The organism is Streptomyces sp. NPDC055962, from assembly GCF_042270185.1.
Lineage (GTDB): Bacteria > Actinomycetota > Actinomycetes > Streptomycetales > Streptomycetaceae > Streptomyces.
Map to the genome: position 1 here is coordinate 49,002 of NZ_JBHJYN010000009.1, position 23,639 is coordinate 72,640.

20 protein-coding genes and 1 tRNA gene are annotated in these 23,639 nt (G+C 70.9%); 7 read left to right on the forward strand and 14 right to left on the reverse strand.

The window, feature by feature from the left end; genetic code table 11:
* Positions 1-15: 15 nt before the first annotated feature.
* Together ACFC51_RS24295 and ACFC51_RS24300 are read right to left on the reverse strand one after the other, a co-directional pair.
* Positions 16-861, reverse strand: coding sequence for a cytochrome c biogenesis CcdA family protein (locus ACFC51_RS24295; protein ID WP_376371984.1), 846 nt, complete (start codon positions 859-861; stop codon positions 16-18).
* Positions 858-1,640, reverse strand: coding sequence for a DsbA family protein (locus ACFC51_RS24300; protein ID WP_376371987.1), 783 nt, complete (start codon positions 1,638-1,640; stop codon positions 858-860). Before ACFC51_RS24300 ends, ACFC51_RS24295 begins: the two co-directional genes overlap by 4 nt.
* A 292-nt stretch (positions 1,641-1,932) precedes the next feature.
* On the opposite strand from ACFC51_RS24300, the gene hrpA reads away from it, so the two are divergent.
* The 3 genes from hrpA (at position 1,933) to ACFC51_RS24315 (ending at position 6,591) form a co-directional block, all read left to right on the forward strand.
* The gene (hrpA, locus tag ACFC51_RS24305) at positions 1,933-5,889 is read left to right on the forward strand and encodes an ATP-dependent RNA helicase HrpA (protein WP_376371990.1); all 3,957 of its coding nucleotides are present in this window, start codon (positions 1,933-1,935) and stop codon (positions 5,887-5,889) included.
* A 116-nt stretch (positions 5,890-6,005) separates the two neighbouring features.
* Positions 6,006-6,080 (forward strand) — tRNA-Asp (locus ACFC51_RS24310).
* Between the two features lie 142 nt (positions 6,081-6,222).
* Positions 6,223-6,591: a DUF6274 family protein gene (locus tag ACFC51_RS24315; protein ID WP_376371992.1), complete on the forward strand. Its 369-nt coding sequence runs from the start codon at positions 6,223-6,225 to the stop codon at positions 6,589-6,591.
* Positions 6,592-7,123: 532 nt separating this feature from the next.
* On the opposite strand, the gene bldC is transcribed toward ACFC51_RS24315, so the two are convergent.
* Positions 7,124-7,330 carry a developmental transcriptional regulator BldC gene (gene bldC / locus ACFC51_RS24320; RefSeq protein WP_003949541.1) on the reverse strand — a complete coding sequence of 69 codons (207 nt, stop codon included), beginning with the start codon at positions 7,328-7,330 and terminating at the stop codon, positions 7,124-7,126.
* A gap of 661 nt (positions 7,331-7,991) precedes the next feature.
* Complete coding sequence (locus ACFC51_RS24325) at positions 7,992-8,837, reverse strand: hypothetical protein (RefSeq protein ID WP_376530732.1); 846 nt, start codon at positions 8,835-8,837, stop codon at positions 7,992-7,994.
* A gap of 176 nt (positions 8,838-9,013) precedes the next feature.
* Between ACFC51_RS24325 and ACFC51_RS24330 the strand changes: the two genes are divergently transcribed.
* Together ACFC51_RS24330 and ACFC51_RS24335 are read left to right on the forward strand one after the other, a co-directional pair.
* Positions 9,014-10,111 carry a Leu/Phe/Val dehydrogenase gene (locus tag ACFC51_RS24330; protein ID WP_376530734.1) on the forward strand — a complete coding sequence of 366 codons (1,098 nt, stop codon included), beginning with the start codon at positions 9,014-9,016 and terminating at the stop codon, positions 10,109-10,111.
* A gap of 366 nt (positions 10,112-10,477) precedes the next feature.
* The gene (locus ACFC51_RS24335; protein WP_376372000.1) at positions 10,478-10,735 is read left to right on the forward strand and encodes a DUF3073 domain-containing protein; all 258 of its coding nucleotides are present in this window, start codon (positions 10,478-10,480) and stop codon (positions 10,733-10,735) included.
* 153 nt (positions 10,736-10,888) lie between these two features.
* On the opposite strand, the gene purM is transcribed toward ACFC51_RS24335, so the two are convergent.
* Together purM and purF are read right to left on the reverse strand one after the other, a co-directional pair.
* Positions 10,889-11,962 (reverse strand): phosphoribosylformylglycinamidine cyclo-ligase, encoded by a 1,074-nt coding sequence (purM, locus tag ACFC51_RS24340; RefSeq protein ID WP_376372003.1) that lies wholly within the window; start codon positions 11,960-11,962, stop codon positions 10,889-10,891.
* A gap of 60 nt (positions 11,963-12,022) precedes the next feature.
* Positions 12,023-13,549 (reverse strand): amidophosphoribosyltransferase, encoded by a 1,527-nt coding sequence (gene purF, locus ACFC51_RS24345; RefSeq protein ID WP_376372006.1) that lies wholly within the window; start codon positions 13,547-13,549, stop codon positions 12,023-12,025.
* Positions 13,550-14,106: 557 nt separating this feature from the next.
* Between purF and ACFC51_RS24350 the strand changes: the two genes are divergently transcribed.
* On the forward strand, positions 14,107-14,199 hold the full coding sequence (locus ACFC51_RS24350) for a putative leader peptide (protein WP_376372008.1): 93 nt from the start codon (positions 14,107-14,109) through the stop codon (positions 14,197-14,199).
* A 197-nt stretch (positions 14,200-14,396) separates the two neighbouring features.
* Positions 14,397-15,860, forward strand: coding sequence for a sulfatase (locus tag ACFC51_RS24355; RefSeq protein WP_376372011.1), 1,464 nt, complete (start codon positions 14,397-14,399; stop codon positions 15,858-15,860).
* Between the two features lie 35 nt (positions 15,861-15,895).
* On the opposite strand, the gene ACFC51_RS24360 is transcribed toward ACFC51_RS24355, so the two are convergent.
* The 8 genes from ACFC51_RS24360 to purS form a co-directional block, all read right to left on the reverse strand.
* The gene (locus ACFC51_RS24360; protein ID WP_376530736.1) at positions 15,896-16,732 is read right to left on the reverse strand and encodes an META domain-containing protein; all 837 of its coding nucleotides are present in this window, start codon (positions 16,730-16,732) and stop codon (positions 15,896-15,898) included.
* 38 nt (positions 16,733-16,770) lie between these two features.
* A complete protein-coding gene (locus ACFC51_RS24365) occupies positions 16,771-17,574 on the reverse strand; it encodes a sterol carrier family protein (RefSeq protein WP_376372016.1) in 804 nt (267 codons plus the stop codon).
* A gap of 36 nt (positions 17,575-17,610) precedes the next feature.
* Positions 17,611-18,873 (reverse strand): hypothetical protein, encoded by a 1,263-nt coding sequence (locus tag ACFC51_RS24370; RefSeq protein ID WP_376372019.1) that lies wholly within the window; start codon positions 18,871-18,873, stop codon positions 17,611-17,613.
* A gap of 41 nt (positions 18,874-18,914) precedes the next feature.
* Complete coding sequence (locus ACFC51_RS24375) at positions 18,915-19,739, reverse strand: M23 family metallopeptidase (RefSeq protein ID WP_376530738.1); 825 nt, start codon at positions 19,737-19,739, stop codon at positions 18,915-18,917.
* 31 nt (positions 19,740-19,770) lie between these two features.
* Positions 19,771-20,298, reverse strand: a complete 528-nt coding sequence (locus ACFC51_RS24380; protein ID WP_376530741.1) for an ArsR/SmtB family transcription factor — start codon at positions 20,296-20,298, stop codon at positions 19,771-19,773.
* Positions 20,299-20,402: 104 nt separating this feature from the next.
* Positions 20,403-22,652 carry a phosphoribosylformylglycinamidine synthase subunit PurL gene (gene purL, locus ACFC51_RS24385; protein WP_376530743.1) on the reverse strand — a complete coding sequence of 750 codons (2,250 nt, stop codon included), beginning with the start codon at positions 22,650-22,652 and terminating at the stop codon, positions 20,403-20,405.
* Positions 22,649-23,329, reverse strand: coding sequence for a phosphoribosylformylglycinamidine synthase subunit PurQ (gene purQ, locus ACFC51_RS24390; RefSeq protein WP_376530746.1), 681 nt, complete (start codon positions 23,327-23,329; stop codon positions 22,649-22,651). The genes purL and purQ overlap by 4 nt, the downstream gene beginning before the upstream one ends.
* Positions 23,326-23,577, reverse strand: coding sequence for a phosphoribosylformylglycinamidine synthase subunit PurS (gene purS, locus ACFC51_RS24395; protein WP_033296931.1), 252 nt, complete (start codon positions 23,575-23,577; stop codon positions 23,326-23,328). Before purS ends, purQ begins: the two co-directional genes overlap by 4 nt.
* Positions 23,578-23,639 lie beyond the last annotated feature (62 nt).

Sequence of the window (23,639 nt, forward strand, 5' to 3'; positions counted from 1 at the left end):
TGCGTCCCGCTGCCCTCAGACCGCCTCTTCCCCCTTGCGGCCGGTACGCCTCCGCCACACCTGCACCGCGAGGACCAGCAGCACCACGACGACCGCGGCCCCCAGCGCCGCCGCGTCCGACACCCGCTCGCCGGCCCGCCGCGCCCACTCCTCGACGGCGAACGAGGCGTCCACGTCGAGGAGTCCGGGCAGCGCGGCCGTCCCGTCGTACACGAGGAAGAGCACCCCGAGGCCGGCGAAGAAGAGGCCGGAGAGCAGCGAGGTGCTGTGCACCTCGAAGCGGCCGGCGCGCAGCGGCCTGCCGCGCAGCCAGGCTCGCCGCCCGAGGTCGAAGCGGTCCCAGAGCAGGGCGAGCACGAACAGGGGGACGGCCATGCCGAGGGCGTAGACGGCGAGCAGGAGCCCCCCGTAGACGGGGCTGCCGCTGACGGCCGCCACCGTGAGGACGCTGCCGAGGACGGGGCCGGCGCAGAAGCCGGCCAGCCCGTAGACCGCACCCAGGGCGTAGACGGAGAGGGCCTTCGTGGGCCGGATCCGGCCGCTGAGCTCCGCCATCCGCCGGGAGGCGAAGCCCAGGCCGGCGATCTGGGCCACGCCCAGTCCGATGATCAGCCAGCCCGCGCCCAGCACGAGGGCGTCCCGGTGTCCGTAGAAGAGCCTGCCGGCGTAGGAGCCCGCGGCTCCGAGCGGGACGAGGGTGGTGGCGAGACCGGCGTAGAAGACGCCCGTGCGTGCCAGGAGCCGTGAGGCGGAGTCGACGCTGTAGGCGAAGAAGGCCGGGAGCAGCAGGGCGCTGCACGGGCTGACCAGGGCGAGCAGGCCGCCGAGCAGGGCGGCGAAGTATCCGATGTCCGGGGTCACTTCGCGGGGTCCCCTGCGCTCCCGACGTTCGCTTCCTCCGCCGCCGCCGCCTCGATGGCCTGGGTGAAGACCGCCAGGGGCTGGGCTCCGGCCAGGGGGCTGCCGTTGACGAGGAAGGACGGGGTGGACGTGGCCCCGATCCCGTACGCCTGCTCCTGGTCGGCGGCGACCGCCGCCGCGGCCGCCGCGCTGCCGGCGTCGCGCGTGAAGCGGTCCAGGTCCTTCACACCGGCCTGCCGGGCGAGTGTCCTGAGACGGTCCGCGCCGAAGCCCTTCCCCTTGGCGTCCTCGGCGTAGGCGGCCCGGTGGAAGGCCCAGAAGCGGTCCTGGCGGCCCGCCGCCCAGGAGGCGCGGGCCGCCGCCTCGGACGCCTTGCCGAAGATCGGGAAGTTCCGCCACTCGATGCGCAGGGTGCCGTCCTCGACGTACCTCTTGATCAGCTCGGGCTCGGTGTCCCGGGCGAACTTCCCGCAGTAGCCGCACTGGAAGTCCGCGTACTCGATCAGGACGACCGGGGCGTCGGTCCGCCCTCGCGCCAGCCCGTCGTCCGGGTCGCGCCGGGCGAGTTCCGCCAGCTCCCGGCGGACGTCCCGCTCCGGCCCGGTGTCCGTGGCGGCGGCCGGGGTGTCCGAAGCAGGTGCGTCCGGGGCGGTCGCCCGGTAGGAGACGAAGCCGAGGAGCCCGGCGGCGAGCACGGTGACGAGGCCGAAGAACAGCGGCTTCCTCAGGGAGGACGGCTCCTTCGCGGAGGGCGGGCGGTGGCGGGCGGGCGTGGTCATGCGGCGCTCCGTGCGGGTGCGTGGGGGCGAGCGGGACGTAGGAAGGAGGGAGCGGAGGGGGCCCGCCTGCGCCCCCGGCGCGGAGCGTTCGGCGGGATCGGATATCTCCCGGGACATGGGACCGCCTTGCACGGAAGGGGTGGCCGACTGTCCGAAATGGTACGCGCTGTGACGTCTTCGTCTCCTTCTGTGACCGCCACCACGGGGTCGAGCCCTCCGGGGACCCGCCCGACGCGGCCCGGGTGAAATACGTTCGCCACTCCTCGCGCCCGGGTGAGATCCTGGGATCCGTATGTCTACTTCCTTCGCCGATCTCCAGACCCAGCTCGGGCAGCTCTCGCTCCGCGACGCGCACCGGCTCGGCCGCCGTCTGGAGGGTGCCCGCCGCATCCGCAAGCCCGAGGCCCGCCAGTCCGTGCTGGACGAGATCTCGGCCGAGGCCGGAAAGGCGTCCGAACGGCTCGCGGGGCGCGCCTCCCGGATGCCCGCCCTGTCGTACCCGGAGCAGCTTCCGGTCAGCCAGAAGAAGGACGAGATCCTGGAGGCGATACGCGACCACCAGGTCGTGATCGTCGCGGGCGAGACCGGCTCGGGCAAGACCACGCAGATCCCCAAGATCTGCATGGAGCTGGGGCGCGGCGTCCGGGGGATGATCGGGCACACCCAGCCCCGGCGGATCGCGGCGCGCACGGTCGCCGAGCGCGTCGCCGACGAGCTGAGAACCCCGCTCGGCGAGGCCGTCGGCTGGAAGGTGCGCTTCACCGACCAGGTGAACCCGGACGCGACCTTCGTGAAGCTGATGACGGACGGCATCCTGCTGGCCGAGATCCAGACGGACCGCGAGCTGCTGGCCTACGACACGATCATCATCGACGAGGCCCACGAGCGGTCGCTCAACATCGACTTCCTGCTGGGCTATCTGGCCCGGCTGCTGCCCAAGCGTCCTGATCTGAAGGTCGTCATCACCTCGGCGACCATCGATCCGGAGCGCTTCGCCAAGCATTTCGGCGAGGCGCCGATCGTGGAGGTCAGCGGGCGTACGTATCCCGTGGAGGTGCGCTACCGCCCCCTCCTCGAGGAGGACTCCTCGGACTCCGACCGCGATCAGATCACCGCGATCTGCGACGCGGTGGACGAGCTGGACCACGAGGGTCCCGGCGACGTCCTCGTCTTCCTCTCCGGGGAGCGGGAGATCCGCGACACCGCGGACGCCCTGAACAAGCGCAGTCTCAGACACACCGAGGTGCTCCCTCTCTACGCGCGCCTCTCGCACGCCGAGCAGCACCGCGTGTTCCAGCGGACCCCCAGCGGCATCACCCGCAGGATCGTCCTGGCGACGAACGTCGCCGAGACCTCCCTGACCGTCCCCGGCATCAAGTACGTGATCGACCCGGGCAACGCCCGCATCTCCCGCTACAGCCACCGCACCAAGGTCCAGCGGCTGCCGATCGAGCGGATCTCGCAGGCCAGCGCCAACCAGCGCAAGGGCCGCTGCGGCCGCACGTCGGACGGCATCTGCATCCGGCTGTACTCCGAGGACGACTTCCTCACCCGTCCGGAGTTCACCGACCCCGAGATCCTGCGGACGAACCTCGCCTCCGTCATCCTCCAGATGACCGCGGCCGGCCTCGGCGACATCGAGAAGTTCCCCTTCATCGACCCGCCGGACCACCGCAACATCCGCGACGGCGTGCAGCTCCTCCAGGAGCTGGGCGCCCTCGAGCAGGCGGAGAAGTCCCCCCAGGAGGGGAAGCGGGGGCAGCGCCTCACCCCGCTGGGCCGCAAGCTCTCCCAGCTGCCGGTGGACCCCCGCCTGGCCCGCATGGTCATCGAGGCCGACAAGAACGGCTGCGCCCGCGAGGTCATGGTCATCGCCGCGGCGCTCTCCATCCAGGACCCGCGCGAGCGGCCCTCGGAGAAGCAGACCCAGGCCGACCAGAACCACGCCCGCTTCAAGGACGAGACGTCCGACTTCCTGGCGTACCTGAATCTCTGGCGCTACGTCCGCGAGCAGCAGAAGGAGCGCGGCTCGTCCTCCTTCCGCCGGATGTGCAAGCAGGAGTACCTGAACTTCCTGCGGATCCGTGAGTGGCAGGACATCTACACGCAGCTGCGCACGGTCGCCAAGCAGATGGGCATCACCGTCGAGGAGCCCAAGGCCGACGAGGGCGTGCCCGAGCAGGCGGTGCACACCTCGCTGCTGGCCGGGCTGCTGTCGCACATCGGACTGAAGGACACCGAGAAGAACGAGTACCTGGGCGCGCGCAGCGCCAAGTTCGCGATCTTCCCGGGGTCGGCGCTCTTCAAGAAGCAGCCGCGCTTCGTGATGTCGGCCGAGCTGGTCGAGACGTCGCGCCTGTGGGCGCGGGTCAACGCGAAGGTCGAACCGGAGTGGATCGAGCCACTCGCCCAGCACCTGCTGAAGCGGACCTACAGCGAGCCGCACTGGGAGAAGGACCAGGCAGCGGTCATGGCGTACGAGCGGGTCACGCTCTACGGAGTGCCGATCGTCGCCCAGCGCAAGATCAATTTCGGCCGGATCGACCAGGAGGCGTCGCGCGATCTGTTCATCCGCAACGCCCTGGTCGAGGGCGACTGGCGCACCCACCACCAGTTCTTCCACGACAACCGCAAACTGCTCGGCGAGGTCGAGGAGTTGGAGCACCGCGCCCGGCGCCGCGACATCCTCGTGGACGACGAGACGCTCTTCGACTTCTACGACGGGCGGATCCCTGAGCACATCGTCTCCGGGGCGCACTTCGACTCCTGGTGGAAGCACAAGCGCCGTGACGAGCCGGACGCGCTCGACTTCGAGCGCTCGATGCTCATCAACGAGAAGGCCGGGGCCGTCACCAAGGACGACTACCCGGACTCCTGGCGGCAGGGCAAGCTCAAGTTCCGGGTGACCTACCAGTTCGAGCCGGGCGCGGACGCCGACGGCGTGACCGTCCACATCCCGCTCCAGGTGCTCAACCAGGTCACCTCCGAGGGCTTCGACTGGCAGATCCCGGGCCTGCGCGAGGAGGTGGTCACCGAGCTGATCCGCTCGCTGCCCAAGCCGATCCGCCGGCACTACGTCCCCGCACCGAACTACGCCGGCGCGTTCCTCGACCGGGCCGTCCCGCTCCAGGAACCCCTGCCGTTCACGCTCGCCCGCGAGCTCCAGCGGATGGTCGGCGTCCCGGTCACGGCCGACGACTTCGACCTGTCCCGCATCCCCGACCACCTGAAGATCACCTTCCGGATCACCGACGAACGGCGCCGCAAGGTGGCCGAGGACAAGGACCTGGAGGCGCTGAAGGTCCAGCTGCGCCCCAAGGCCCGCCAGGCACTCTCCAAGGCGGCCGCGGCCACCGCGGGGCCCTCGGGCGAGTCCATCGAGCGTTCGGGCCTCACGGACTGGACCATCGGCACCCTGAACCGTGTGTTCGAGACCCGGCGGGCCGGCCAGCCGGTGAAGGCGTATCCGGCCCTCACCGACCAGGGCGAGACCGTGGCCGTCCGGCTCTTCGACACGGAGGCCGAGCAGCAGCAGGCGATGTGGCGCGGCACCCGGAAGCTGATCCTGCTGAACATCCCGGTCAATCCGGCCAAATTCGCCTCGGACAAGCTCACCAACCAGCAGAAGCTGGCGCTGTCCCGCAATCCGCACGGCTCCATCCAGGCGCTGTTCGACGACTGCGCGACCGCCGCGGCCGACCGCCTGATCGCCGCGCACGGGGGCCCCGCCTGGGACGAGGCGTCCTTCCGGAAGCTCTACGACAAGGTGCGCGCCGACCTGGTGGACCTCACCGTCCGCACCATCAGCCAGGTGCAACAGGTCCTGGCCGCCTGGCAGGCCTGCGAGCGCCGCCTGAAGTCGACCAGCAGCCTGGTCCTGATCAACAACGTGACAGACGTACGGGACCAGCTGGCCCGCCTCGTGCCACCCGGGTTCGTCACCGCGACCGGACTGCGCAGGCTGCCCGACCTGATGCGCTACCTCGTCGCCGCGGACCGCCGCCTCCAGCAGATGCCGACGAACGTCCAGCGCGACACCACGCGCATGGAGAAGGTCCACGAGATGCAGGACGAGTACGCCTGGCTGCTCGAACAGCTGCCGCAGGGACGGCCCGTGACCCAGGAGGTCCTGGACATCCGCTGGATGATCGAGGAGCTCCGGGTGAGCTACTTCGCGCACGCCCTGGGCACCGCCCAGCCCGTCTCCGACAAGCGGATCGTGAAGGCGATCGACGCGGCCGCACCCTGAACCGGCCCTCCGGCAGGGCGTAGTGGAGCCCGCACGCTGGGTGAGTTCGACCTGGCCCCGGGACCTCCTGTAGAGTCTGTCTTCGCAGCCAGCCGCAAGGCCGGAAGCGAAAACCTGGTCCTGTGGAGCAGTTTGGAGTGCTCGCCACCCTGTCAAGGTGGAGGCCGCGGGTTCAAATCCCGTCAGGACCGCAGTAGACGAAAGCCCGGATCCCCTGGATCCGGGCTTTCGTGCGTCTTGACGCCGGCGTCCGCCGCGGGTAACTCCGTAGGACGGAGTCCGCCCCTGTTTCCCTCGACCCGGGGCGGCCGGGTCCACCGGGAGGCCGCACGCATGCCTGCGCCCACGGAAAGGCACGAGACCCGCGCGCTGCTGCGCGCCCACCTGGCGGCCGCCTCCGGCTACCGCCACCTCACCCGGCACTGCCCGATCTGCCACCGGCTGCTGCGACTCGCCATGGAGCCCCTGACGGCCCCACAGGCGCCTTGCGCGCCCGGAGGGCCCGGCAACTCGGCCGAGCCCGCGCGCGCCCCGGAGACGGCCGCCGGAGCGCCCGCGACGGAGAGCGGGGCGCCACCCCTCCCGCACGAGGCTCCGCCGGAGGGCGGTGGACGCGCGCACACCCCCGGGACCCTCCCCGAAGTCCGGCCGGGGAGCCGGACGGAGGCCCGCTCCGGGGACGAAAGTCCCCCTGCGGCATGACCAACTCCCGCAGCCGGGCACACCCCCGCAGTGGCAGGCTCGTAGTTGGCAAGACCATGCCGGTGTGACGGGAGTCACCTCATCAGTTTTGGGCGCGGTGCACTTTACGCACTTCCTACAACTGGCGAATTTAATATGTGCCATTGCACCGCCCCGGGCGTACATCCCGGACCGTTCCACCCGAGCCGCCCCACGGCACCCGGGACCGGGCGAACAGTCCCGAACAGGCCCGCCCGGAGTCGCACACGGTCCCCCGCAAACCGACCCGTCGGCAGGTTCGGGCGGCCACGGCGGCCGTTCGGGCACCCCGTGGGCGCCGGCGGACCCGCCCCCGGAGGGCACCCCACCCGCCCCCGGACACAAAAAGATCGCGCTGGACCCGGCGGAGTCCAGCGCGATCGAACGACGAACCTGCATGTCACAGGCATGGCACCCGTTGGGGCGGGCACCCGTCGTATGGAGCTATGAGTGCGGACACCGGGGGTTGGGGGACCCTTCAGTGCCCTGTTGTGGCTGCGGCGACAGGGGTGTGTCAGGCCTCGCTGCGCTGCTGCGGAATACCCGCAAGCAGTGCGCGGACCTCTGCCTCGCGGTACCGGCGATGTCCACCGAGCGTGCGGATGGACGTGAGCTTGCCAGCCTTTGCCCAACGGGTGACCGTCTTCGGGTCCACGCGGAACATCGTGGCAACCTCAGCCGGGGTCAGCAGCGGCTCGGCATCAGGGGTGCGAGCGGTCATGAGCGGCCTCCTCGGGAGAACCGAACCTTCTCGGTTCTTTCCTCTAAATTCTGCACCTTGACCCGCGTTGCCCGAAATGGCGGACGCGGGCCGAGTCGGTTATAGGACGAACGGCTTGTCCTCGGCACTACAACTACACCATCCGTCCAGCCACGTCGGCCAAACCGATGGAATTGCCCTCCCAGGTGTTCATCAGCGACGGAAGCCGATGGACCATGCCATAGCGGACAGTCACGCCCCAGTAACGATCAGTCACAGGGCGATCAGGAGTCGTCAGAAGTCATCAGACCCCCCATTAGCGTGCAATGCTGAGCATTCCGCCCATAGTTGGGCGGACAGAGCCCTCCCCGGACTCCTTGTCCTATTTTGGCATGAGGAGTAGGGAAGGGCGCAAGGGCCCCGTTAGTGCTATCCGTCACGCTTGAGGCAAAGGCCCGGTTCAGGACGTAGGTCCCGGCGTCCACGAGTGGACTCCCGCCTCACCTGTCGCACGCGTCACACTCGACACAGGTTCATGGCTCGTCAGTTCGCCGCATGGCATCCCTGTTCACCTCCGCCGGACTCCCTGGGTGCCGACGGATGTCGGACACCTCACAGGATGTCTCTTCCCTGCGGATAACCCCTCTATGCGGCGGTGCGGTCCAATTCACACCGCTTCGGCCTAGTTGGAGGACTGCAGGTCGCGCACCGCACGCCAGCGGTCGGCCAGACGTCCGTACGCGACACCCGCCGCATCGCTGTCCCCGGAGCGCAGCGCCGCGATGCCCTCGGCCACGTCCGCGGCCGAACGGTCCCCGGCGAGCTGCTCGCCGCTCAGGGCATGCACCAGGCCGCCGTAGTCCAGCTCGACCATGGCGCGCGGATGGAACTCCTCCAGCCAGCGCCCCACCTCCACGAGCCCTTCGGTGAGCGGCCCTTCGTCCACGGTCTCCCGCAGCGTCCGCAGCGCCCTGGCCAGCCGGCGGCGCGCCTGCACCATCGGGGTCCGGTACCGCAGCAGGGGACGCTCCACGCCGGCACAGGCGGCGACGTACTCCCGCTCCTCGTCGTCGAACAGCACGAACCAGCGCACCGGGACGTGCCACACCGTGGTCCGGATCCAGGGACGGGCGTCCGGGTTCCGTTCGGCCCACCGCTCGTAGTCCGCCTCCGCCTGTCCCCGCACCACCGGGGGCAGTACGGCGTCCAGCACAGTGGCCGGAAACAGACCCCCCAGTTCACCCATGGCCAGCCAGCCCCGCATCCGGGTCCGCCACGGGCAGACGCAGATCGCGCCGTCGACCACCGCGACGAAGGCGTCGGCACTCTCGTGGACCGGCACCGCCACCGGCGGGGTGGGAACCAGATCCGCGAGGGAGCGGCGCAGTTCGTCCTGGGCCGTGGGGAGCTCCGCGCGCTGCGCGTACCGCGTCCAGTGGCTCCGCTCGGGTTCACGGAAGGCGGCGAGCGGCTCGTACACCCGCAGGTAGGACGCATAAGGGACGAGCACCGAAGACACCACCGACATGCGGTAAATCGTGTCACGCCCGTACTCCACAGGGGGGTGATCCCGGGCACGGGAACAGATCTGCGTGTCATGAGGACTTACGCTCTTGCCCAGTCGGACCGGCCGCTGCCGGTCGGTCCGGGGCCCTCCCCACCTTCAGGAGGGTCTTCCGCGCTTCGTACTTGGGAGTCACCACAGTGACCGATGTGACCGGCGTGCCCGTCCCGGCTGATGTCCTGCGCACCCTCTTCCACTCGGACCAGGGAGGTCACGAGCAGGTCGTGATCTGCCAGGACCGCGCCAGCGGCCTCAAGGCCGTGATCGCCCTCCACTCCACCGCCCTGGGCCCGGCCCTCGGCGGGACCCGCTTCTACCCGTACGCCTCCGAGGAGGAGGCCGTCGCGGACGCGCTGAACCTGTCGCGCGGCATGTCGTACAAGAACGCCATGGCCGGCCTCGACCACGGCGGCGGCAAGGCCGTCATCATCGGCGACCCGGACCTGGTCAAGTCCGAGGAACTGCTCCTGGCCTACGGCCGCTTCGTGGCCTCGCTCGGCGGACGCTACGTGACGGCGTGTGACGTCGGGACCTACGTGGCCGACATGGACGTCGTCGCCCGGGAGTGCCGCTGGACCACCGGCCGCTCCCCCGAGAACGGCGGCGCAGGCGACTCCTCCGTCCTCACCGCGTTCGGCGTCTTCCAGGGTATGCGGGCCTCGGCCCAGCACCTGTGGGGCGACCCCACCCTGCGCGGCCGCAAGGTCGGCGTCGCCGGTGTCGGCAAGGTCGGCCGCCACCTGGTCGAGCACCTGCTGAGCGACGGCGCCGAGGTCGTGGTGACCGATGTGCGCGAGGAGTCCGTACGCCGGATCACCGACCTGCACCCCGAGGTCGCGGTGGCCGTGGACACGGACGCGCTGGTCCGCACCGAGGGCCTCGACATCTACGCCCCGTGCGCCCTCGGCGGCGCGCTGAACGACGAGAGCGTCCCGGTGCTGACCGCCAAGGTGGTGTGCGGCGCGGCCAACAACCAGCTCGCGCACCCCGGGGTCGAGAAGGACTTGGCCGACCGATCGGTCTTGTACGCACCGGACTACGTGGTGAACGCCGGAGGCGTGATCCAGGTCGCCGATGAGCTCCACGGTTTCGACTTCGACCGGTGCAAGGCGAAGGCCACCACGATCTTCGACACCACGCTGGCCATATTCGCACGTGCGAAGGCAGACGGGATTCCGCCGGCCGCCGCCGCCGACCGGATCGCCGAACAGCGGATGGCGGACGCCCGCCGCGCCTGACGGCTCCGGCGCACCGCCGGCCCTCATCTCGGACACCGAGCCCCCGTCACCGGCCCGCTGCGAAGGGCCGGCGGCGGGGGCTCTCGTGCGGTGCGGAGGAGGGCCGGCGGGCCGCGGGGAGACAAGACTCACTCGGGTCGGCGGGTCGGCCGTCCACAAGAGGTTAAAATCGGGGTTGACCAGCGAGGACGGGCTCCTCCGCGGTCCTGCACGGAGGCACGTGATGCGGGCGGCGTACCGTATGGCCGAGGAAGCAGGTACCGTTAAAGCCACGGGCGCGGTCTCTCTGCCGAGAGTCCGTCCTGAAACATGAACGCGTGTCAAGACTCTGGGGCCGTCGAGCCCCGTCACCGAGGGGGTCGAGCCATGGGGCGCGGCCGGGCAAAGGCCAAGCAGACCAAGGTCGCCCGCCAGCTGAAGTACAGCAGCGGCGGAACAGACCTGTCACGTCTGGCCAATGAGCTGGGCGCATCACCTTCGAGTCAGCCACCGAACGCCGAGCCGTTCGAGGACGACGACGAGGAAGATGACCCGTACGCACAGTACGCGGATCAGTACAACGACGACGAGGACGCGGACGAGGACGAGCAGTCCGGTCCGTCGTCACAGCGCCGCGGCGCTTGACCTCGCGCTGACACATCGACCCGGTCCGGGCCTGCCCGGACCGGGTTCTGTGCTGTCCCGGTCCTGACGGACGACGTACCACCACGGCCGACGCGGGGAGCGACGGCTCCCGCCGCCGGTCCGGTGGTGTCCCGGACCGGCGGTCATGGCGTCCTACCGTGCGTAGCTGCCGGTCAGTTCGGCGCCCGTCGCGTGGTCCCCACGCTCGGTGATCTCACCGGCGACCCAGGAGTCGACACCCCGGTCGGCCAGCGTCGTCAGAGCGGCGTCCACCGAATCGGCCGGGACGACCGCGATCATGCCGACACCCATGTTGAGCGTCTTCTCCAGCTCCAGCTGCTCGACCTGACCGGCCCTGCCGACCAGGTCGAAGACCGCGCCGGGCGTCCAGGTGCCCCGGTCGACCGTCGCGTGCAGCCCGTCCGGGATCACCCGGGCCAGGTTGTTGGCCAGACCGCCGCCGGTGACGTGGCTGAAGCCGTGCACCTCGGTCGTACGGGTCAGGGCCAGGCAGTCCAGGGAGTAGATCCTGGTGGGCTCCAGGAGCTCCTCGCCGAGCGTCCTGCCGAACTCCTCGACCTGGCGGTCCAGGGTCCAGCCGGCCCGGTCGAACACCACGTGGCGCACGAGCGAGTACCCGTTGGAGTGAAGCCCGGACGACGCCATCGCGATCACGGCGTCACCCTTACGGATACGGTCCGGGCCCAGCAGCCGGTCGGCCTCGACCACGCCGGTCCCGGCACCCGCGACGTCGAAGTCGTCGGGGCCCAGCAGGCCCGGGTGCTCGGCCGTCTCGCCGCCGACGAGAGCGCAGCCCGCCAGGACACAGCCCTCGGCAATGCCCTTCACGATGGCCGCGACCCGCTCGGGGTGCACCTTGCCGACACAGATGTAGTCGGTCATGAAGAGCGGCTCCGCGCCGCAGACGACCAGGTCGTCGACGACCATGCCGACGAGGTCGTGCCCGATGGTGTCGTACACGCCCATCTGGCGGGCCAGATCGACCTTCGTGCCGACGCCGTCGGTGGCGGAGGCGAGCAGGGGACGCTCGTAACGCTTGAGCGCCGAGGCGTCGAAGAGGCCGGCGAATCCACCGAGACCGCCGAGGCCGGCGACCTCGGGGCGCTGCGTCTTCTTCACCCACTCCTTCATCAGCTCGACGGCGCGGTCACCGGCTTCGATGTCGACGCCCGCCGCAGCGTAGGAAGCACCTGTTGTCTCAGACATGGCCCGGGATCTTTCGTGTGGGAATACGGGGCTGGTGGAGCAGCGACCGGTCGGTCCGGGTCACGGACGACGCAGTGCGTCGGACGCCGCGGTCGCGGCGGGGCCGGCCGCCAGCTCCGTCTCCAGCAGCTGCTTGCCGAGCAGTTCCGGGTCCGGAAGCTCCATCGGGTATTCGCCGTCGAAGCAGGCACGGCAGAGATTCGGCTTGTCGATCGTCGTCGCCTCGATCATCGAGTCGATCGAGATGTAGGAGAGCGAGTCGGCACCCATGGAGGTGGCGATCTCGTCGACCGTCATGCCGTTGGCGATCAGCTCGGCCCGCGTCGCGAAGTCGATGCCGAAGAAGCAGGGCCACTTCACCGGCGGGGAGGAGATCCTGATGTGGATCTCGGCCGCCCCCGCCTCGCGGAGCATCCTCACCAGGGCCCGCTGGGTGTTGCCGCGGACGATCGAGTCGTCCACGACCACCAGGCGCTTGCCCTTGATGACTTCCTTGAGCGGATTCAGCTTGAGCCTGATGCCCAGCTGGCGAATGGTCTGCGAGGGCTGGATGAAGGTCCGGCCGACATAGGCGTTCTTGACCAGTCCGGATCCGAACGGAATTCCGCTCGCCTCGGCGTAACCGATGGCCGCGGGGGTTCCGGATTCCGGCGTCGCTATGACCAGATCGGCCTCGACGGGGGCCTCGGCCGCCAGCTTCCGGCCCATCTCCACGCGGGAGAGGTACACGTTCCGGCCGGCGATGTCGGTGTCGGGACGGGCCAGGTAGACGTACTCGAAGACACAGCCCTTGGGCTTCGCTTCCGCGAAGCGCGAGGTGCGCAGGCCGTTCTCGTCGATGGCGACGAGCTCGCCCGGCTCGATCTCGCGGACGAAGCTGGCACCGCAGATGTCGAGGGCGGCGGACTCGGAGGCCACCACCCAGCCGCGCTCCAGGCGGCCGAGCACCAGCGGGCGGATGCCCTGCGGGTCACGGGCGGCGTAGAGCGTGTGCTCGTCCATGAAGACCAGCGAGAAGGCGCCCTTGACCTCGGGGAGCACCTTCGCGGCGGCTTCCTCGATGGTGAGCGGCTTGTCGTCGTCGTCTCTCTGGCCGGCGAGCAGCGCGGTCACGAGATCGGTGTCGTTGGTCGCCGCGACCTGGGTGGCCCGCCCGTCCTTACGAGGAAGGTCGGCGACCATCTCGGCGAGCTGGGCCGTATTGACCAGGTTGCCGTTGTGACCCAGGGCGATCGAGCCGTGCGCGGTGGCACGGAACGTCGGCTGCGCGTTCTCCCACACCGAGGCACCGGTGGTGGAGTAGCGGGCATGACCGACCGCGATATGGCCCTGGAGCGATCCCAGAGACGTTTCGTCGAAGACCTGCGAGACCAGTCCCATGTCCTTGAAGACCAGGATCTGGGACCCGTTGCTCACTGCGATGCCCGCGGACTCCTGTCCACGGTGCTGCAGGGCATACAGTCCGAAATAGGTGAGCTTGGCGACCTCTTCGCCCGGAGCCCAGACACCGAAGACGCCGCAAGCGTCCTGGGGGCCTTTCTCTCCGGGGAGCAGGTCGTGGTTGAGTCGTCCATCACCACGAGGCACGGCACCGAGTGTAGGCGAGATCGACCACCGGTCCGAATTGGACGACCGCCCGGCAGGGGCCGCGGGCAGGACGCCGGCGTGCTCCCGGCGGGCGCCGGACCCGGGGTCGGACGATCACTCCGGGTGAACCCGGCGCCGCCCCTCTTTCGGCCCCGGTGGCGCTCGGGCCGCCGAGGACCGGGATGGAGGGCGGTTACCGACCGGTCGGACGGGGCGGCCACTCCGCTCCACCACGACCCCTCCCGTGGCAGCGGATGAGCCCGGGACGGCGACGGCCCGGGTGGTGGCCGCACGCTCGTTTCGTGGCGAGCCTCACACCAGGAGGCGCCGGCCCGACCCCGTGAACCGCCTCCGCACCCCATCCGTCCGACCCTCACGAGCCGCCTCCGTGACCCTTCCGTCCGGCCCCCCGAACCGCCTCCGTGACTCTCCGGCCCTCACTGGTTCGCCTCAGCCGGGCGGGAGGACGGCGAGCGGACCTCTGCCGCGTGGGACGGCTGTCCGCAGTGCGAGACCGCCGTTGACAGGCTCATGGCCCGTTGGCAGGCTCCTGCCCCATGCAGCCCCTCGGTGACCGCTCGGTCACGCTCGTGGAGCGCCGCCACGTCGATCTGGGACGTGTCGCGAGCGCCCTCTGTCGCTGCGCCTGAGCCTGCCGCACCCCCGGACCTCATCCAGGGCGCACGCCCGAACTCCGGCATGCGCGTACGCGTTTCCTTTTCCTCCCCCTCCGCCCCCCAGGGGCGGGTCCGCCGCCGTGCGCGCCCGCACCTGACGGGCTCCGCCGTGCCCATCCCCCTCGCGCCCCGCCGCCCTGCCGGTGGCCGGGGCCCGCCCTGGAGACCTCATGACCTCGCGCACTTCGAACACACCTTCGAATGAACGTTCCGGCCCGCCCCTGAGCCGGCGCGCCTTCAGCACCGCCGTGGGCGCGACCGCCGCGGCCGCCGCCGTGGGGGCGCAGACCGCCCCGGCGTCCGCCGCCTCTGCGAGCGCACCCGGCGGCGCCCCGGGTGAGCGGCCGTTCCGCGCCGCCCTCGGCAAGCACGCGCGCCGCCCCAACATCCTGTTCATCCTCGGCGACGACCTCGGGTGGGCGGACCTCTCCTCGTACGGCGCCCCGCACATCCGCACACCCCACCTGGACAAGCTGGGACGCCAGGGCGTGCGGTTCACCGACGCCTACTCCGGGTCGGCCACCTGCTCCCCCACCCGCTTCAGCCTCTACACCGGGCGCTACCCGGGACGTACGAAGGGCGGGCTCGCCGAGCCCATCGCCGACAGGTCCGTGGGACTCGAACCCACCCACCCGACGCTGGCGTCCCTGCTGCGCGGCGCCGGCTACGCCACGGCGCTCATCGGCAAGTGGCACTGCGGATACCTGCCGGACTACAGCCCTACCCGCTCGGGCTGGGACGAGTTCTTCGGGAACTTCGGCGGCGCCCTGGAGTACTACTCCAAGCTCGGCCTGGGCGGCGAGTACGACCTGTACGAGGGCGATGCCGAGTACAAGGACCTGCGCTACTACACCCGGATCCTGACCGAGCGCGCGAGCGAGTACGTGCAGCGTGATCACCACAAGCCGTGGCTGCTCAATCTGAACTTCACCACCCCGCACTGGCCGTGGATCGCCGACGGCGACACCGAGGCGAGTGCCGAGATCGTCCGCCGGATCAAGGCCGGTGACCGGTCGGCCCTCTGGCACGCCGACGGCGGTTCGGTCGAGAAGTACAAGGAGATGGTCGAGGACCTGGACCGCTCGGTCGGCGAGGTGCTGAAAGCGCTGAAGCGGTCGGGCCAGGAGGAGGACACCCTGGTCTTCTTCGCCAGTGACAACGGGGGCGAGCGGTTCTCCTACAACTGGCCGCTCTCCGGCAACAAGAGCTCGCTCCAGGAGGGCGGCATCCGGGTCCCCTCGCTGCTGCGCTGGCCGGCGCGCATCGACGGCCACCAGGTCAGCGACGTCCCGGTGTACTCGCCCGACTGGACGGCGACCCTGCTGGAACTCGGTGGGGCGCGGCCCGACCCGGCCCACCCGCTGGACGGCGTCAGCCTCGCCGGATATCTGCTGCGGGGCGAAGTGCCCGAGGAGCGCGACCTGTTCTGGCGGGTGCGCGGCGAGCGGGCGCTGCGGCGGGGCGACTGGAAGTACTACCGGGGGAAGGGCGGGGCCGACCAGCTGTTCAACCTGGCCGACGATCGGCGCGAACAGGCCGACCGCGCGGCGGCCGAACCGGAGCGGCTGGCCGGGCTGAGGGCGGCGTGGGAGAGGACGGACTCCGGCCTGCTGCCCTATCCGACGGGCTCATGAGGCACTGAGGGAGCCGAGCACCCCGCCCCGGCCGGTCACTTCCCGGCCGGCGGGGCGGTCGCGTCGAGTCCCTTGCCGCTCTCCGCCTCGATCGACAGGGAGCGGTGGTCGATCGTGTACGTCGCGCTGCCCTCCAGCACGCCCAGCAGTGCGCGCTCCAGCTCCATCTCGGGGCCGGGGCACATCTTCCTGGTGGAGGCGAGCGGGCCGAAGGTGAGGGTGGAGCCGGAGACGGTCGCCTTGCCGTGGAAGGAGTTGCAGCCGAGGCTGCCCTCCACCGAGCCGCCCTTGCCGAAGATGAGGTGCGCCTTCTCCTCCGTACCGGCGGGCAGGGAGGAGACGGTGCTGCCGGACACCAGGCCGGTGACCTTCCAGTCGGTGCCGGTGAGAGGCGCGGACGGCTCGGAGGTGAGGGCTATCGAGTCGCCTCCGGGCGTGGTCAGCGTCAGGGTCCTCCCGCCGCTCCGGCCCGCCACATCGGCCTGGAGCTCGCCGCTGAAGACACGGCCCATCGCCGTCTCGAACTTCTGCACGTCCTCCTCGCACGCCATGTCCGTGGACGTGCTCCGCCCGACGGTCATCGCGCCGCCCTCGATGCGGACGTCCGCGGTGAAGCGGTTGCAGCCGAGACTGCCGGTGGCCTTCCCCCGGGAGTCGATCTCGACGTGGGCGCCCTCGGGAGCGGCGGTCCTCCTCCCGCCGGCGGTCAGGGAGGACACCTTCCAGTGGACACCGGTCACGGGCGCCTCCGTCCGCACGGTGCCGCTGCCGTCCCCGGAGTCCCCGGATCCCGCTCCGGAACCCGACTCCGTACCGCAGGCGGCGAGGGTGAGGAGGGCCAGGACGCTGACGGTCATACGTTGTGTGCGCATGGCGTTGGGACGGATCGAGTGGCCGATCCGGTTCCCCCTCAGCCCATCAGCGGAAGGAGCGGGGCGAGATCGGCCCGCTCGCCACTCGCGCTGACCTGCGCGGATTCGAGCGCCTCGGCCCACCCCGTGCGCCCGGTGGCCAGCCGGATCCAGGTGAGCGGATCCGTCTCCACGACGTTGGGCGGGGTCCCCCGGGTGTGCTTGGGACCCCCGATGCACTGGACGACGGCGAACGGCGGGACGCGCACCTCGACGGAGCCGCCGGGCGCCCTGTCCGCCAGGGCGTCGGCGAGCAGCCGGGTGCAGGCGGCGAGCGCCTGCCGGTCGTAGGGGATGTCGAGGCCCGTCGCCCGGTGGAGGTCGTCGGTGTGGACGACGAGCTCGACGGTGCGGGTGACCAGGAAGTCGCCCAGCCGCATGGTGCCGGCCGGGGTGGACACCAGCCGGTCACCGGCGGCGGTGACGGGCACCAGCTCCTCGAACCGGGCCGCCGTCGCGTCGTAGAGGGCGGAGAGACGGGGATGCCCGGCGGCGAGCTCACGGGCGCCGTCGGCGATGCCCCTCGCCCTGCCCGCCGTGGAGAACGGCCACTCCAGCAGGGCGGTCCCGGGCTTGGGCCCGCCGGCCGGTTCCGGCAGCTCCATGGCGCGGCTGACCCCCTCCAGCGCCATGGTCATGTGCGCCACGAGCTCCCGCACCGTCCACTCCCCCGGCCCCGGCAGCGCGAGCTGCTCGGGCGTCAGGGCGCGCACGGAGTCCCGCACGTGGGCGAACTGGGCCAGGACGGCGGTCCGGGTCCGGGTGACGTCGTAGGCGCGGGGGCGCTTCTTGGCCGGTGGCATGAGGGCGAGACTAACCGGCGGGTCCGACAGCCCGGCTCAGCTCCTGCCGAAGTCGGCCGCCCCGGGGAGGACGACGCCGGTGCAGCCCCGGCGCTCCGTCGCGTCGTCGGCGTACGCCCGGAACAGGGACTCCAGCCGGCCTCGGAGGATGCGGTCGTACGGGTACGACACCTGCATCAGGTGCAGGGCGGGCCGGCCGTCGCAGACGGAGGAGGCCCACCAGGTGAACCCGTCGTTGCCCGCGGTGCCGGGACGGATCGGCGTCATGTCCTGGAGGCCGGTCCGCAGGCCCCGGGTGCCGTCGCCGACGATCGTCTCGGTCTTCACCCACAGGGGAGCGTTCGCGAGCACGACGGCGAGGTCCCGGGGGCGCTCCGTGGTCTTCTCGTAGGCGGGCCAGATCCTCCGGGTCCCGTCCTCGCCGAGGGCGAGCAGGCAGGCGTCGTGGGCGCTCGCCTTCCCGGCCGGCGCGGCGAGCGCGCGGTCGGGAAGCGAGCCACGCCCCTCGGCGGCTATGAGACGGCCGTACCACGCACACGTGCCTCCCACCCCGTCCGCCGGGCCGAGGGTGAACACCGGCGCACGGAACTCGGCCGGCAGGGCGGGGAGTTCGGACGCGCATCCCCGTTCCTCGGCGGCCTTCTCCACTGCCCGCCGCGCCAGTCCGGCGAGCGTACGGCGGTCCTCGGGCGTCGCCACGTCCGCGTACTTGGCGATGGCGGAGGCCTCGACGGAGGAGACCCGGCCACCGTCCGCGCACAGCGCCCTGGCCGTCACCATGTGGCTCTCGTACTCACCGAGGCCGCCGTCGCCCAGGGGGTGGGGCACGGCGTGGTCGGCCGCGGCCGTGATGTCGTCCGCACCACCCCGGCGCAGGTCGAAGGGCTCGTCGTCGAGGACGACCCGGCGTTCGTCGTCGTTCGGGTCGGCCGGGTACACGGTGAGGGTCAGGGCGAAGTGCCCGTACGTCGTCCCCGGCCCGCCCACCCGGTACACGACGCAATTGCTGACCCGCCGCGCGGTGTCGATCCGGTAGCGGTCCGCGAGCTCCACCCGGTCGGTGCCGCCGTTCAGCCCGAGCACCAGGTCGGGATCGACGAGGCCACCGCACTCCGCCTCGATGCGCTCCCGGCTCTCGGACCGGGCGCCGAGGTCGGACAGCTGCGTGACGACGGCCCAGACGCTCAGGCCGATACCGGCCACGGCGACCAGGCAGAACAGTGCATTCAACGCCTTCTGCGAGCGCCGGGGCGGCTCCCCCGCCGGCCCGGACACCCCGGCCGTGTTCGTCTCGTCCATGACAGACCCCCGTACGGCGACGACGCGTGACGCCCGGCAAGTTACCAGTCGGCGCCGACGTCCCCACCGGCGGCGAAGATCTCTCCGCCGGCCGGTACACCGATGCCCCGCCAGGTGAACGGGATCCCCCGGGCCACGTCGAGATCCGGGTGGTCCATCAGCTGGAAGTGCACATGCGGCTCGGTGGAGTTGCCCGAGTTCCCGCACCGGGCGAGCATCTGCCCCGCCCGTACGGTGTCGCCCGCCCGCACCTGGAGGGACCCGCGCCGGAGATGGGCGTACGCGGCGTACGTCCCGTCGCCGAGGTCGAGCACGAGGTGGTTGCCGACGATCCAGCGGGCGCCCGCCATGTCGCGCAGGGGCGCCTCCACCAGCAGGAGATAGGCGAGCGCCGGGCCGGAGTTCCTGCTGAGGTGGTCGCGCATGCCGTCGCCGGCGCGCACGACGGTGCCGTCGGCCACCGCGACCAGCGGAGCGCCGAAGGCCGGGAAGTCACGGTTGGACCGGGCGAGCGGCCACAGCCACCGGAAGGGAGGACGGCTCCCCTCCTCCGGTTCGGCGACGATGTCGATGGCGTACGTCTGCCCGTAGCCGTGGGTGCCGTGGCTGGGGACCTTGTCGGCCGGGCTGTTGAGCGCGCTCCACCGCCCGGTCACCGGCGGGCCCACCTCGACGGCCGGCCGGTCCGCCGCGGGGCCCGCACCCCTGCGGTCCACCAGGAGGCCGATGAGGATCGCGGCCGCCGCGGGCACGAGGACCACCCAGAACGGGACGAGCCTCCCGGCGGCGACGTCGGCCACCAGCAGCACGACGAAGGCGAGCCAGCACAGACGGTGGAGGACCATCGCGGCCTTGCGTGCGGACACGGGGTCCCCCTCGGTCTCGATGTGCGGCCGCTCAGGGCCGGGCGGCCGTGAGCACCACCAGGAGCGGCACCACCCGGGCGCCGGGCACCTCGTAGCGCCCCCGCCCGGTCGTGTGCAGCCAGCCCGCGCCGGTGAGCAGGCGCAGATGGTGGTAGATCTGGCCGGTGGTGCCCGTGTCGTCCAGGCCGGCCAGCTCGGCAGCCGTACGCCGGCCGCCGAGGACCTCGCGGAGCAGCCGCAGCCGGACCGGGTGCCCGAGCGCGGCCAGGGGTTCGGCGGCTTCCCCCCAGTCGGGACGGTCCTCGTCGGTGCTCCCCAGAAGCCCCGCGGTCAGGGCCCCGTACTGCCACTCGTACCGTTCGCCGGCCGGCAGCTGCACCGAGCCCGTGAACAGCACCCCGCCGTCGGCGGCCGCCTCCCCCACGTGGTCGAGCTGGTCCTTCAGCCCGTCCAGCGCCCAGAAGTCCCCGACCCCCAGCTCCGGCTTCCCGCTCCCGGCAGCCGACTCCAGCACCGCGAGGCGTCGCTCCAGTTCGGCGACGCGCTCCTCGAGCTCCATGACATTCACCTTACGTAATTACGGAATACCGATCAACAGGTGCGGAGGGAACGACGGAGCCCCCGTCCGGTCGACCCGGACGGGGGCTTCGGTACAGGAAGAACCTAGGCGAACAGACCCTCCAGGGTCCCCTCGTGCGCCGTGCGCAGCTCGCTCAGCGGGATGCTGAACTCGCCCTGGATCTCGATCTCCTCGCCGTCCACGACACCGATCCGGGCGACGGGCAGACCCCGCGCACCGCACATGTCGTTGAAGCGGAGCTCCTCGCTGCGCGGGACCGACACGACCGCGCGGCCGGCCGACTCCGAGAACAGGAAGGTGAACGCGTCCAGCCCGTCCGGGACGACCAGCCGGGCACCCTTCCCGCCGCGCAGGCAGGACTCGGTGACCGCCTGGACCAGGCCGCCGTCGGAGAGGTCGTGCGCCGCGTCGATCATGCCGTCGCGGGAGGCCGAGATCAGGATCTCGCCGAGCAGCTTCTCGCGGCCCAGGTCCACCGTGGGCGGCATGCCGCCCAGGTGCTGGTGGACGACCTCGGACCAGGCCGAACCGCCGAACTCCTCGCGGGTGTCGCCCAGGAGGTAGAGCAGCTGGCCCTCCTCGGCGAATGCGACCGGCGTGCGCCGGGTGACGTCGTCGATCACGCCGAGGACGGCGACGACCGGCGTCGGGTGGATCGCCGTCTCGCCGGTCTGGTTGTACAGCGAGACGTTGCCGCCGGTGACCGGGGTGCCCAGCTCCAGGCAGCCGTCCGCGAGACCACGGGTGGCCTCGGCGAACTGCCACATGACGTCCGGGTCCTCGGGCGAACCGAAGTTCAGGCAGTCGGAGATGGCGAGCGGCTTGGCGCCGGACGCCGCGACGTTGCGGTAGGACTCGGCCAGCGCGAGCTGCGCGCCCGTGTACGGGTCGAGCTTGGCGTAACGGCCGTTGCCGTCGGTCGCCATCGCCACGCCCAGGTTCGACTGCTCGTCGATCCGGACCATGCCGGCGTCCTCGGGCATCGCCAGCACGGTGTTGCCCTGCACGAAGCGGTCGTACTGGTCGGTGATCCAGGACTTGGAGGCCTGGTTCGGGGAGCCGACCAGCTTGAGGACCTGCTCGCGCAGCTCCGCGCCGTTCGCCGGACGGGCCAGCTTCCCGGCGTCGTCGGCCTGGAGGGCGTCCTGCCAGGACGGACGGGCGAACGGCCGGTGGTACGTCGGGCCCTCGTGGGCCACGGACCGCGGCGGCACGTCCACGATCTGCTCGCCGTGCCAGAAGATCTCCAGCTGGGAGCCCTCGGTCACCTCACCGATGACGGTGGCGATGACGTCCCACTTCTCGCAGATCTCCATGAAGCGGTCCACGTGCTGCGGCTCGACGATCGCGCACATGCGCTCCTGCGACTCGCTCATGAGGATCTCCTCGGGCGAGAGCGAGGAGTCGCGCAGCGGCACGGTGTCCAGCTCGACGCGCATGCCGCCGGAACCCGCGGAGGCCAGCTCGGAGGTGGCGCAGGAGAGCCCGGCGCCGCCGAGGTCCTGGATGCCCGCGACGAGCTTCTCCTTGAAGATCTCCAGGGTGCACTCGATGAGGAGCTTCTCCTGGAACGGGTCACCGACCTGCACGGCGGGGCGCTTGGTGGGCTTGGTGTCGTCGAAGGTCTCCGAGGCCAGCACGGAGACGCCGCCGATGCCGTCGCCGCCGGTGCGGGCGCCGTAGAGGATCACCTTGTTGCCGGGCCCGGAGGCCTGGGCCAGGTGGATGTCCTCGTGCTTCATCACGCCGATGCAGCCGGCGTTGACGAGCGGGTTGCCCTGGTAGCAGGCGTCGAAGACGACCTCGCCACCGATGTTCGGCAGGCCGAGGCAGTTCCCGTAGCCGCCGATGCCGGCGACGATGCCCGGCAGCACCCGGCGGGTGTCGGGGTGGTCGGCCGCACCGAAGCGCAGCGGGTCGACGACCGCGATCGGGCGGGCACCCATGGCCAGGATGTCCCGGACGATGCCGCCGACGCCGGTCGCCGCGCCCTGGTAGGGCTCGATGTACGAGGGGTGGTTGTGCGACTCCACCTTGAAGGTGACCGCGTATCCCTGGCCGACGTCGACCACACCGGCGTTCTCGCCGATGCCGACGAGCATCGCGTCGTTGGCGGGGACCTTCTCGCCGAACTGCTTGAGGTGGACCTTGCTGCTCTTGTAGGAGCAGTGCTCGGACCACATCACGGAGTACATGGCGAGCTCGGCGCCCGTGGGGCGGCGGCCCAGGATCTCGCGGATCCGGGCGTACTCGTCCTCCTTGAGGCCGAGCTCCTTCCAGGGCTGCCCGGCGTCCGGGGTTTCGGCCGCGTGCTTGACCGTGTCCAGGCTCATGCGTTGACCAGCTTCTTGATGATCGAGGTGAAGAAACCCAGGCCGTCGGTGCGACCGGTGCCGATCAGCGGCTCGACGGCGTGCTCCGGGTGCGGCATCAGACCGACGACGTTGCCCGCGGCGTTGGTGACGCCGGCGATGTCGCGCAGCGAGCCGTTCGGGTTGACGTCGGCGTAACGGAAGGCGACGCGGCCCTCGGCCTCCAGCTCGTCGAGCGTGCGCTCGTCGGCGGTGTAGCGGCCGTCCACGTTCTTCAGCGGTACGGAGATCTCCTGGCCCGCCGTGTAGTCCGAGGTCCAGGCCGTCTCCGCGTTCTCCACCCGCAGCTTCTGGTCGCGGCAGATGAAGTGGAGGTGGTTGTTCCGCAGCATCGCGCCGGGGAGCAGGTGCGCCTCGGTCAGGATCTGGAAGCCGTTGCAGATACCGAGGACCGGCATGCCGGCCTTCGCCTGCTCGATGACGGTCTCCATCACCGGCGAGAAACGCGAGATGGCGCCGGCGCGCAGGTAGTCGCCGTAACTGAATCCGCCCGCCAGGATGACCGCGTCGACCTGGTGGAGGTCCTTGTCACGGTGCCAGAGGGATACGGGCTCGGCGCCCGCGATCCGCACGGCCCGCAGGCTGTCCTGGTCGTCGAGCGTGCCGGGAAAAGTGACGACGCCGATACGGGTGGTCACTTCTCCTCCTCCACCTTGACGGTGAAGTCCTCGATGACGGTGTTGGCGAGGAAGGTCTCGGCCATCTCGTTAATGCGGGCGAGGGCGGCATCGTCGACCGGCCCCTCGACCTCGAGCTCGAAACGCTTTCCCTGACGAACGTCCGCGATTCCGTCGAAGCCGAGACGGGGCAGTGCGCGCTGCACAGCCTGTCCCTGCGGGTCGAGGATCTCCGGCTTGAGCATGACGTCGACTACGACGCGTGCCACTGGCACTCCCGATGTGGTGTGGTGCGGCTGTGTCTCCGAGGGGTTCCCCAGATCCCCGCGGG